Origin of the sequence: Microbacterium sp. NPDC089186, from assembly GCF_040685115.1 — a bacterium.
Taxonomy (GTDB): domain Bacteria; phylum Actinomycetota; class Actinomycetes; order Actinomycetales; family Microbacteriaceae; genus Microbacterium; species Microbacterium galbum.
In genome coordinates, this window is the sequence record NZ_JBFBHJ010000003.1 from 299,200 (window position 1) to 310,309 (window position 11,110).

The following is an 11,110-nucleotide window of genomic DNA, read 5'->3' on the forward strand; positions in this document are numbered from 1 at the left end:
CGAGGGCGACGTGTCGACCGCGCGGCCACGGCAGGCGATGCAGTGGTTGCTCGACGCCCAGAAAGGTCGCGACCGAGAGGACGACGATCGCGAGAGCGGTGATCGCGAGGGCCGCCGGCCCCGGCGTCAGCACCACGCCGGCGAAGACGATGACCGGGAGGTGCCAGAGGTAAAGCGAGTACGACATGTCGCCGAGGGCGACGGAGAGGGGATTGGTCAACACGAAGAGATGGCGGTGACGCGGGTCGCCGGCCACTCCGCCCGCGATCACCAGAGCAGCACCGGCTACGGGCAGCGCCGCCCAGGGCGCGGGGAAGGGAGCGGCGGGGTCCACCACGAAGAACGCCGCGACGATGACCGCCACACCGGTCCAGGCCCCTGCCCCGCCGATCGGGGCCGGGACGCGGGAGAGCGGGCCGGCGCTCGCGGCGAGCACCGCACCCACGGCGAGTTCCCCCACCCGCGTGACGGTCGAGAAGTACGCCAACGAGGGGTCGCCCGGCGTCAGCATCACGGCGGCGGCACCGGATGCCACCACGACCGCGAGCGCGAGGACCGCGATCGTCGCGCGGGCGATGCGTCCGCGACGGGCAGCTGCGGGCAGGAGCGCCACCGCCAGCAGCACCAGGAGGGGCCAGACGAGGGAGAACTGCTCTTCGACCGAGAGCGACCAGAAGTGCTGCAGGGGTGAGACGTCGCCGGTGGCGAAGTAGTCGCGGCCCTCGAGCCCGAAGCGCCAGTTCGACACCAGGCCCACCGCGGCCAGGGCGTCGCCGAGGGTGCGATCGACCCGGGTGGCGGAGAAGAGCGCGGATGCCACGGCCACGACCCCGCCGATGACGAGCAGAGCCGCGGGGAGCAGGCGTTTCACCCGCCGCGCGAAGAAGGCTGCCAGGCGAACGGTCCCCTCGGCGCGCAGATCGGCGAGAAGGATGCCGGTCACGAGGAACCCCGACAAGACGAAGAACACGTCCACACCGACGAACCCTCCGCGCGGCCACCCCGTGAGATGCGTCGCGACGACGGCGAGAACGGCCACCGCTCGAAGCCCCTGGAGGTCGCGGCGCACGCGCGGGGCACCAGCGGTCACGGGAGTCCCTTCCGACCGGTGGGAAGCGGCCGGGAAGAGCATAGTGGAAGCGCTCCCATATGAACGCCACCGGTGTCCTCATTACGCAGCACGGAGCCTGACCACGTGCAAGCCCCAGATTCCCCCGTGCGGTGGTGCTTCGATCAGCGCATGTGGCAGATCGCCGGGCTCCCCGCCCACCCTCTCCTGGTCCATGCCGTCGTGGTGCTCATCCCCCTCGCCGCCCTCATGCTGGTCGTGGGAAGCGTGTGGCCGGCGGCGCGCCGACGGCTCGGCATGCTGACCCCGATCGTCGCGCTCGTCGCCCTCGTCTTCGTACCGTTGGCGAAGGAGGCCGGAGAGGCGCTGGAGCGGCAGGTGCCGGAATCCGCCGTGCTCGAACGGCACACCGAGCTCGGCGACCAGCTCCTGCCGTGGGCGATCGGGCTCTTCGTCGTCGCCGCCGGGCAGTGGCTGTGGTTCCGACTGCGGGCACGACGCACCGACGACGCGGCGCGCACGACCAGACCCGGGGCGCGCGTGGCCACGATCGTCATCGCGGTGGTCGCGGTGCTGGTCGCCGGAGCGACCACTTACTCGGTCGTGCAAGTGGGCGACAGCGGGGCGCGAGCGGTGTGGTCGAGCGACAGCGGCGGCAACTGATCGGCCCGTCATTATGCGCGCCCCCCGCGCCCGCCGCTACCCCTGCTGTGCGAGCGGCGGAGGCCCGTAGCGTTCGGATCGGTGGATGTCGCCCGACGCCCGCCCGCTGCTCGCCCTCGCGGCACCCCCTGTGAAGGAACCGATGAGCCACGCTCCCGACCTGACGATGCCCCACGCCGGTGACATCCTCGGAGGGCGCTACGTGCTCGCCGAGCGCATCGGCGCCGGAGGGATGGGACGGGTGTTCCGCGCCCGCGACGAGGTGCTCCGCCGTGACGTCGCGATCAAGATCTTCTTCACCGACCGCACCGACGAGGCCGAGTCCTTGCGTCGGATGGCGGAGGCGCGCGCACTGGCCGCCCTCGATCACCCGGCGCTCGTGACGCTCTACGACGCCCGCCTCGACACCGACGATCACGTCTACCTCGTGATGGAGCTCATCAACGGTCCGTCGCTCCAGCGGCGTATCGAACAGGGGGTGCTCGCCCCCGCCGAGGTCGCCGGCATCATGGCCGACCTCGCCGCAGCCCTCGCCATCGTCCACGAGGCGGGGATCGTGCACCGCGACGTCAAGCCCTCGAACGTCTTGTTGCGACCCCTGCGGGGAAGCGACCGCGCCGTCGAAGCCGTGCTGGCCGACTTCGGCGTCGCCCACCTCGTGGATGCCACGCGGCTGACGACACCCGGGACGGTCATCGGCACCGCTGCGTACCTCGCCCCCGAGCAGGTGCGCGGTGAGGCGCCGCAGCCTGCCTCGGACGTCTACGCGCTCGGGCTTCTGGCGATCGAGGCCCTCACCCGCCTCCACCCGTTCGGCGGCGGATCCGTGCAGGAGACCCTGCTGGCGCGGCTCGCGCGGCAACCCGACGTTCCGTCGACGCTCGGCTACGAGTGGAGATCCCTGCTGTCGGCGATGACCGCCCACGATCCGTCCGCCCGCCCCCGTGCGTCCGCGGTGGCCGAGCGAGCGGCGGCGCTCGCGGTCGGCCAGCAGGCGATCGCGGCCGACACGGGTCCGCTGACCGTGGCGACGGGCACCACATGGGCCGACCTCGGCCTGCCCGATCCGACGCCGGATGACGATTCCCCCACCGCGCGGGTGACGGCACCCGTTCCGGCTGTGGCTGCCAGCCGGCCCGCCGGGCCGGTGGCAGCTCCTGCATTCCTCGACGCAGCATCCTCCACGGCGAGGTCGGCCGCGCTGGACGAAGATCACCCCTCGCCTGTGGCATCCGACCCGGCAGAGCGAGAGACGGTTCCCGCTGCGGCGCGCTCACGCCGACGCCGGTGGGCGTGGGCCGGGGTCGGGACGGCCGCCGCCGTCGTGGTCGGGGGCCACCTCGTCGCGTTCTCGTTCGCGGGAGCGGGCGGCGTCCCCGCCACCGGGGGCGTCCCCTCCCCTGCGCCCTCGCTCGTGGCCGAGACCCCGGAGTCGACTCCCTCGGCACCGGTCTCCGACACGCTCGTCGATCCGGTCGTGAACACCGACCAGCGAACGACCGAGACGTCACCCGCCGATCAGACTCCCGTCGAGGTCGTGCCGCTCGAGCCCGCGCCCGCCGACCCGCCCGTGTCGGACCCGGGAACGGACCCCGGTCCGGGGTCAGGAGCCGAGCCGGGGAGGGATGCCGGCGGGGGGCCCGGATCGGGCCGAGGCAACGCGAACGGCGCAGATAACCGGAACGGGAACGGGAACGGGAACGCCAACGGCTCAGGCAACGGAAACGGCGCGGGCGTCGGTAACGCGAACGGCGGCCCCGGGAAGCGGTGATGCGACGGTCGTGCGGATCGGCGCGGCGGGTCTTGCGTGTCAACGGTCGTGACGCCGGACGCGGCAGCATGATGCGCTACCGGCATGAGTGATCCCGACCGTCTCCCCGTCCCCGACCCCGCCGCGCAGAAGACCGACCGCGACGACACCTCCATCGTCCCCGACATGGACGCCGACCCCGCCGAGGAAGAGGCCCGACGCACCGAAGGCCTCGACGACCGGGCCTGACCCGCCGATCTCGCTCTGGAGCGTATGCCTGCTCCGCGGCGCGAAGCCGCCTCCCCCGTTCACGGCCGTGGCATCCGGAGCGGGCCGGCCGCAACCCCTCGCGTGCGGGCGCGGATCGCGCTTCACTGTGCGCGGGGGGAAGAATGTCGCCGAGGAGAGCCGCGATCGTCGTCGCCGTCGTCGCACTGCCTGTGGTGGTGGCATCCCTCGTCTCGCTCCCCTCGGGCGGCGTCGTCAGCCTGGTGTCGGCCCTCGGGCTCGCCGCGGGCCTGACGGGCGTCGGCGTCGCGTTGGTCTGGGCGACCCGCTCGTCGTGGGAGCCGGAGCCCGCCGCCTCCCCGCGCACCCCCGACCGCGCCGCGGCGCACCGCCGCGCACGCCGTCTGCTGCGGGTGCAGGGGTGGGTCGGTGTGGCCGGAGGGCTCGGCATCCTGGTGCTCTCGCACGGGATGGATGACGGCGAACGCGCGACGGTGCGTTTCGGCGCTCTGGGGGTCGGCCTGCTGATCCTCGGCGCCGTGAGCATCGTCATCGCGCGCGGGACGGGGCGGGGTCGGAAAGAAGAGGATGCCGTACCCGGCGACGGTCCGCTCCCCTCGGGGTGGATCCTCGTCTCGCGGCGAGATCGCGGCTCCCTGCTCATCTTCGCCGTTCCCGCCCTCGTCGCCGGGGTGTGGGGCGTGTGGCAGTTCGTGCCGCTCGTGCTGCTGACCGTTCGCGAGGCGCCGGCGGGGATCCTCGTCGCCCTCGGGGTCGGCGTGGTGGCCGCCGTCGCGGGCGGAGTCGCGTGGGCGCGGCGCCAGGTCCCCGACGTGTGGGTCGACGTCGAGGCGGGACGCGCGCGGGTCGGGTCGCGGGTCGTCGCGGGGAGCGAGCTGACCTCGGCGCGCTTGAGCGCCACCGCGATGATCATCGGCGGGACGCGATCGCTGTTCCTCATCCTGGAGGGGCCGGAGAAGCTCCGCGTCCCCCTGCTGCTGCGTCGCCACGGCGCGCTCGCGATGACTCCGGTGCAGCGACGAGCCGCGCTCGCCCTGGTGGACGCCGCGGCGATCGAGCTGCCCCGCGCGAAGGAAGATCCGACGGGGAGGTTCTCGCGGACGCTGTTCCCCACGCACCTCGACTCCGCGCAGGCGCGCGACCTCGTCGCGCATCCGCCGCGTTCCGACGAAGACCTGCCCGTCGCCGTCGGGTGAGACGACGAAGGCCCGACGCGGAGGTCGGGCCTTCTGTGGCTCCCCGGCTTGGACTCGAACCAAGAACCTATCGGTTAACAGCCGATTGCTCTGCCAATTGAGCTACCGAGGATCATGCTCACCTCGCGGCGGGCAACCCCACGATACTAACAGCACGCGGGGGCGGCGGAAAAATCAGCGGGCCGAAATCCGTCGCTCGGGCGTGCCGTCGGGTGTCCACTGCAGCGTCTGGTCGCCGTGTCCCAGGGCGACGGCGTGGCCGGCGTGCAGCACGAGCACGTCGGCGTCCAGATCGCGCGGGGCATCCGCGTCGTTCGTGACGATGAGCGAGGCCATCCCCCGCTCGTCGCGGCGGCGGATGATCGACGCGCGCGCGGCGGCGCGCACCTCGACGTCGAGGTTGGCGTAGAGGTCGTCGGCCACGAAGAGGCGCGGCTCGAGAACGAGGGCGCGCGCGAGGGCGACGCGTTGGCGCATGCCGGCGCTCAGTTCGTAGGGGTACTTGGGCGCGGTGCCCAGCGGCAGTTCCATCTCGTCGAGCAGCGTCGCCACGCGCACCGCCAGCGCCCGGGTGTTGACCCGGCGGTCGCGGCTGGTGATGGGCTCGGCGATGACATCCTGCACGGTGAGGCGGGAGGGCAATCCGGCACCGGCTCCCTGCGGCAGGTAGCCGGTGTGGAAGGTCCACTCACGACGGGCACGACCGGGACGCCGTGCCGAGATGCCGTGCACGCGCGCGTCTCCGCCGACGACCGTGAGGCCGTCGTCGGGGTGACCGGCCAGCAGTGACACGAGCGAGGTCTTCCCCGCCCCGGTCGCCCCGCGCACCACGAGCGTGCGCCCGGCGGGCAGGGTGAGGGTGATGCCGTCGATCACGCGCACGCCGCTGCGCGCGAGCGAGAGGTCGTCGGTGCGGAGGGCGACGTCGGTGTCGAGTGACCGGGGCATGCCCCCATCCTCGCCGAGGATCCGCCTCCCCGTCGCGGGGCTTCCTCACGACACGCCGGTGCGGTAGCGCGCGTCGGTCTCAGCCGGCGACGAGACGCTGGCGATCGGCATCCAGTTCGCGCAGGCGCAGGCGGAGGCGGCGCCCCTCCTCGGACTCCGCGGGAACACGCTGGATCCCGCGCAGCAGCTCGTCCTTCTCGCGCTGCAGTTCGCGCACGAGCAGGCCGCGGGCGAGGTCGTTCGCCGACGCCACCGCGCCCTCCTCGGTGCGCGCCGGGAACTCGGCCGTCAGCAGCTCGGCGGCGAGCGAACGGAACGGCTCGCGCACCGCCTCGACGGCCGTGACGGCCCAGCCCGGTTGCGACAGATCGGTGGATGCCAGAGAGCTGCGGACCGCTTCGAGAGCGGGGTGGCCGAACGGCGTCTGCAGCGCACGCAGGAACAGGTCGGGATCGATCCGGTGCCCGTACTGCAGGAACGCCATCATGGCCCCGCGCTCGAGCGCGACGTCGCGGGTGTGCGGGAGCGAAGCCATCGTGACCGACACGGCGACCGGGGCGGGCTCGGCGGTGCGCTGCGCGTCGCGCTTCTCGGCGCGGTCGGCGCCGCGGGCGGCGCGTTCGACGGCGGCCTGCACCTCGGGGATGTCGAGTCCGAGTCGGCGCGCCAGCACGCGGACGTAACCCGGCCGCAGCGCGGGGTCGCGGATGTCGGCCACGATGGGCGCCGCCGCGTGGAGGGCACCGGCGCGCCCCTCGACGCTGGAGAGGTTGAAGTCCTTGAGACGCTGGTCGATGACGAACTCGAACATGGGGGCCTTGGTCTCCATGAGCGAGCGGACGGCGCCGTCGCCGCGCTGGAGGCGCAGGTCGCACGGGTCGAGGCCCTCGGGAGCCACGGCGACGTACGTCTGGGCCGCGAATCGCTTCTCGTCGGCGAAGGCGCGCAGCGCCGCCTTCTGCCCCGCGGCATCCGGATCGAAGGTGAACACGACCTCGCCGGAGCTGCTGTCATCGCCCATCACGCGGCGGAGCACGGTGATGTGGTCGCTGCCGAAGGCCGTGCCGCACGAGGCGATGGCGGTGGTCACGCCCGCGAGGTGGCAGGCCATGACGTCGGTGTAGCCCTCGACGACCACCACGCGGTGCGATCGCGAGATGTCGCGCTTGGCCAGATCGAGCCCGTAGAGCACCTGGGTCTTCTTGTAGAGCGGGGTCTCGGGGGTGTTGAGGTACTTCGGGCCCTGGTCGTCGTCGTAGAGCTTGCGCGCCCCGAAGCCGATCACCTGGCCGGTGATGTCGCGGATCGGCCACACCAGGCGCCCGCGGAACCGGTCGTAGACCCCGCGCTGCCCTTGGGAGACGAGCCCGGCCTGCAGCAGCTCGTCGCGCGTGAACTTCTGCGCATTCAGGTGGTCGAGCAGATGCGACCAGCCCTTGGGTGCGTATCCGACACCGAAGTGCGCCGCCGCCCCCGCGTCGAACCCGCGATCGCCGAGGAAACGGCGGCCGGTCTCGGCCTCGGGGGTCATCAGCTGCGCGCGGAAGTACTCCGCCGCGGCCGCGTTCGCGGCGTACAGGCGTGACCGCCCCGACGTCTCGGGGGCCGCTCCCCCGTCTTCGTAGTGCAGGGTGTAGCCGACACGGGCCGCCATGCGCTCGACCGCCTCGGTGAACGAGACGTGGTCCATCGCGCGCAGGAACGAGTAGACGTCACCCGATTCGCCGCAGCCGAAGCAGTGGTAGTAGCCGACCTGCGGCCGCACGTTGAAGCTCGGGCTGCGCTCGTCGTGGAAGGGGCACAGTCCCTTCATCGACCCGACGCCGGCGGGCTTGAGCGCGACCCGTTCGCCGATCACGTCGGCGATGTTCACCCGCGCTTTGACCTCGTCGACGTCGGCCTGACGGATGCGTCCGGCCATCAGGCATCCGCTCCGCGCGACGCCCGCGCGCCGGGGGCCCAGACACCGAGCTCGGCGGCGTCGACCTCGCCCACGAGACGCCCATGCCACGAGATGGCCAGCTGGTCGGTGAGGCTCGCGACCTGGTCGACGACGACGCGGCGGCGCGCGGCGTCGTCGGCCGCGGCGGCGAAGTCGGGGGCGTGCAGGGCGTCGAGCGCACCGGGGTTCTCCCACAGCGCGGAGGCCAGACGCTTGAGCACGTGGCGCTGTTCGCGGTACAGCACCTTGCGGCCGTCGATCGAGACGACGGTCGCGCCGATGATGCCCTTCAGCACCGCCATCTCGACCTCGACCTCGGCCGGGACGATGACATGCGCGCGGTAGCGGGTGAGCTCGTCGGCGGGGTACGCCTCGCGCGTCGCCGCGGTGGCCGCGCGGGCGAACCGACCGATCAGGTCGGAGGTGAGGTTCTTCAGTCGCGCGAGCGCGGGCCGGGTGCCGTCGAAGGAGTGGATCCACTCCGGCATGGCCATGAGTCGCTCGAGCCCTGCGGCCAGGTCGTCGCGCACGAAGTCGTACCCGACCCAGCGCTGGATGGCGTCGAGGAGCCCCTCGCGACCGACCCGTGAGGCCAGTCGCGCAGGATCGACGTAGCGGTTGACGACGGCGTCCTCGAAGTCGTGCACCGAATAGGCGATGTCGTCGGAGAGGTCCATGACCTCGGCTTCGATGCAGCGCTGTCGCGCCGGGGCGCCCCCGCGCATCCAGTGGAACACCGGCTCGTCGTCGGGGTAGACGCCGAACTTCAGCCGACCGCCCGGGTCGGGCACCGGCTCGTCGACCGTCCACGGGTACTTGCACGTGGCGTCGAGGCTGGCGCGGGTCAGGTTCAGACCGAACGGTTCGCCGTCGGCGCCGAACACCTTGGGCTCGAGGCGCGTGAGGATCCGCAGGGTCTGCGCGTTGCCCTCGAACCCGCCGATGTCGTCAGCCCATTCGTTGAGCGCCCGCTCGCCGTTGTGCCCGAAGGGCGGGTGACCGAGATCGTGGCTGAGGCACGCGGTGTCGACGACGTCGGGCGACAGCTGCAGCGCGGTCGCGAGCTCGCGGCCCACCTGAGCGACCTCGAGCGAGTGCGTGAGGCGGTTGCGGGCGAAATCGGCGGGGCTCGCGGGGCTCAGCACCTGCGTCTTGGCGGCGAGGCGGCGCAGAGCGGCCGAGTGCAGCACGCGGGCGCGATCGCGCGCGAAGTCGTCGCGCTGCGAGCGGTGCCGTTCGACGTGGAAACGGCCGGCGTCGTCATCGTCGTAGCCGGCCGGACGGGCGGCCGTGGCCGACGCCTCAACCACCACTGTGGTGCAGCTCCGCATCGGCGAGGGCGCGGCCGGCGTCGTGGCCGATCTCGCGGGAGTCGAGCCAGCCGTCGGGAAGGGCCGGGCGCTTGGGAGTGCCGGCGCGACCGCGCTGCCCCTCCGCCGCCGCGCCCGGGTAGGGCGCGTCGAGCTCCATCGTGGCCAGCAGCTCGTCGATCTCCTCGAGCGTCGACGCGGTCGCAAGGCTGGCACGAAGCTCGCCGCCGACGGGGTAGCCCTTGAAGTACCAGGCGACGTGCTTGCGGATGTCGCGGCATCCGCGGCCCTCGTCGTCGAAGAACTCCACGAGCAGCTCGGCGTGGCGGCGGAAGGCCTTCGCCACGAATCCGAGCGTGGCGTCGACGGGCTCTCCGTGCGCGGCACCGGGGCCGCCGAGGGCGCGGGCGAGGTCGCCGAACAACCACGGGCGACCGAGGCAGCCGCGACCGACGACGACGCCGTCGCAGCCGGTCTCGTCCATCATGCGCACGGCGTCGTCGGCCGACCAGATGTCGCCGTTTCCGAGGACCGGCACGCTCGAGACGGTCTCTTTCAGCTTCGTGATCGCCGCCCAGTCGGCGTGGCCCGAGTAGAACTCGCTCGCGGTGCGGGCGTGCAGGGCGATGGATGCCACCCCCGCCCCTTCGGCGATGCGACCGGCCTCGAGGTAGGTGAGGTGGTCGGCGTCGATGCCCTTGCGCATCTTCACCGTCAGCGGCTTGTCGCCCGCGGCCGCGACCGCGCGCTCGACGATCTCGCGGAACAGCGAGGTCTTCCAGGGCAGCGCGGCCCCCCCGCCGCGACGGGTGACCTTCGGGACGGGGCAGCCGAAGTTCAGGTCGATGTGATCGGCGTGGTCTTCGTCGACGATCATGCGCACCGCCGCCTCCACCGTGGCGGGGTCGACGCCGTAGAGCTGGATCGAGCGCGGCGTCTCGGACTCGTGATGCCGGATGAGCCGCATCGTGGTGTCGTTGCGCTCCACGAGGGCGCGCGTCGTGATCATCTCGCTCACATAGAGCCCGGCACCGTATTCGCGACACAGGCGACGGAACGCCGTGTTCGTGATGCCGGCCATGGGGGCGAGCACGACGGGGGCGTCGAGTTCGATGTTGCCGATGCGGAGCGTCCGCGCCGGGGCCAGTGCCGTGTTCACCATGTCATTCTCCCAGACGTGCGCTCATGACGGTGCCCGCCCCCGACGGATGCGGGGACGGGCACCGGGTGGGGAGGAGCCTCACGCGTCGGCGGTCTCCGCGACCTCACGACGCTCGCCCCACACCTGACGCGCGATCTGCGAGAACGCCTCGACCGGCTGTGCACCGCTCACGCCGTATTTGCCGTCGATCACGAAGAAGGGAACGCCCGTGATGCCGAACTGGCGGGCCTGCTCCTGGTCGGCGCGCACGGCGGCGCGGTAGCGCTGCGAGGAGAGGGCCTCGCGGGCCTCGGCCTCGTCGAGACCGACCTCGACCGCGAGGGCGACGAGGTCGTCGTCGCGACCCACGTGTTTGCCCTCGAGGAAGTACGCCGACATGAGCAGTTCCGCGAGCTCCAGCTGCTTGCCGTTCTCCTTCGCGAAGTGCAGCAGCTCGTGCGCCTTCACGGTGTTGGTGTGCTGCAGGATGTCGAAGCGGTACGCGAGCCCCGCGTCGGCCGCGACACCCGTGACGCGGTCGAGCATCTCGCGGGCCTGCTCGGCGGAGATGCCCTTGTGCTGCGAGAGGTAGTCGATCTCGCCGCCGTGGAAGTCCTCGGGGGTGTCGGGCGACAGCTCGAACGAGTGGTACTCGATCTCGACGACCGGGGCGTCGTCGTCCGCGGCCGTGGCCGCCAGGCCGTTCTCGAGGTTCCGCTTGCCGATGTAGCACCAGGGGCAGGCGATGTCGCTCCACACGTCGATCTTGATGGCATCCGTCATATCGCGTGCAACGGCGCGACTCGTCCGTCTATTCCCCGCGCGGCATCCTTCTCCCGGAT

The 11,110-nt window shown here is 72.2% G+C and carries 9 protein-coding genes, 1 tRNA gene and 1 pseudogene; 4 read left to right on the forward strand and 7 right to left on the reverse strand.

Features of this window, described 5'->3' with window-relative positions; all coding sequences use genetic code 11:
* Nucleotides 1–124: 124 nt before the first annotated feature.
* Nucleotides 125–1,132: pseudogene (locus AB0N82_RS11640) on the reverse strand (acyltransferase); the annotation flags it as partial.
* Nucleotides 1,133–1,195: 63 nt separating this feature from the next.
* Here AB0N82_RS11640 and AB0N82_RS11645 point away from each other — a divergent pair.
* From AB0N82_RS11645 to AB0N82_RS11660, 4 genes are all read left to right on the forward strand, one after another.
* On the forward strand, nucleotides 1,196–1,732 hold the full coding sequence (locus tag AB0N82_RS11645; RefSeq protein ID WP_315995655.1) for a DUF2231 domain-containing protein: 537 nt from the start codon (nucleotides 1,196–1,198) through the stop codon (nucleotides 1,730–1,732).
* A gap of 85 nt (nucleotides 1,733–1,817) precedes the next feature.
* Nucleotides 1,818–3,503, forward strand: a complete 1,686-nt coding sequence (locus AB0N82_RS11650) for a protein kinase (RefSeq protein WP_363391759.1) — start codon at nucleotides 1,818–1,820, stop codon at nucleotides 3,501–3,503.
* Between the two features lie 84 nt (nucleotides 3,504–3,587).
* Nucleotides 3,588–3,731 carry a hypothetical protein gene (locus AB0N82_RS11655; protein WP_363391761.1) on the forward strand — a complete coding sequence of 48 codons (144 nt, stop codon included), beginning with the start codon at nucleotides 3,588–3,590 and terminating at the stop codon, nucleotides 3,729–3,731.
* A 143-nt stretch (nucleotides 3,732–3,874) separates the two neighbouring features.
* On the forward strand, nucleotides 3,875–4,927 hold the full coding sequence (locus tag AB0N82_RS11660) for a hypothetical protein (protein WP_363391763.1): 1,053 nt from the start codon (nucleotides 3,875–3,877) through the stop codon (nucleotides 4,925–4,927).
* Between the two features lie 36 nt (nucleotides 4,928–4,963).
* On the opposite strand, the gene AB0N82_RS11665 is transcribed toward AB0N82_RS11660, so the two are convergent.
* The 6 genes from AB0N82_RS11665 to AB0N82_RS11690 form a co-directional block, all read right to left on the reverse strand.
* Nucleotides 4,964–5,039, reverse strand: a tRNA-Asn gene (locus tag AB0N82_RS11665).
* Between the two features lie 62 nt (nucleotides 5,040–5,101).
* Nucleotides 5,102–5,875, reverse strand: coding sequence for an ATP-binding cassette domain-containing protein (locus tag AB0N82_RS11670; RefSeq protein WP_315995651.1), 774 nt, complete (start codon nucleotides 5,873–5,875; stop codon nucleotides 5,102–5,104).
* A gap of 79 nt (nucleotides 5,876–5,954) precedes the next feature.
* Nucleotides 5,955–7,796: a DNA primase gene (gene dnaG / locus AB0N82_RS11675; RefSeq protein ID WP_363391765.1), complete on the reverse strand. Its 1,842-nt coding sequence runs from the start codon at nucleotides 7,794–7,796 to the stop codon at nucleotides 5,955–5,957.
* Nucleotides 7,796–9,148, reverse strand: a complete 1,353-nt coding sequence (locus tag AB0N82_RS11680) for a deoxyguanosinetriphosphate triphosphohydrolase (protein ID WP_315995649.1) — start codon at nucleotides 9,146–9,148, stop codon at nucleotides 7,796–7,798. Before AB0N82_RS11680 ends, dnaG begins: the two co-directional genes overlap by 1 nt.
* On the reverse strand, nucleotides 9,120–10,289 hold the full coding sequence (dusB, locus tag AB0N82_RS11685; RefSeq protein ID WP_363391767.1) for a tRNA dihydrouridine synthase DusB: 1,170 nt from the start codon (nucleotides 10,287–10,289) through the stop codon (nucleotides 9,120–9,122). The genes AB0N82_RS11680 and dusB overlap by 29 nt, the downstream gene beginning before the upstream one ends.
* 78 nt (nucleotides 10,290–10,367) lie before the next feature.
* Complete coding sequence (locus AB0N82_RS11690; protein WP_363391769.1) at nucleotides 10,368–11,051, reverse strand: DsbA family oxidoreductase; 684 nt, start codon at nucleotides 11,049–11,051, stop codon at nucleotides 10,368–10,370.
* Between the last annotated feature and the right edge of the window lie 59 nt (nucleotides 11,052–11,110).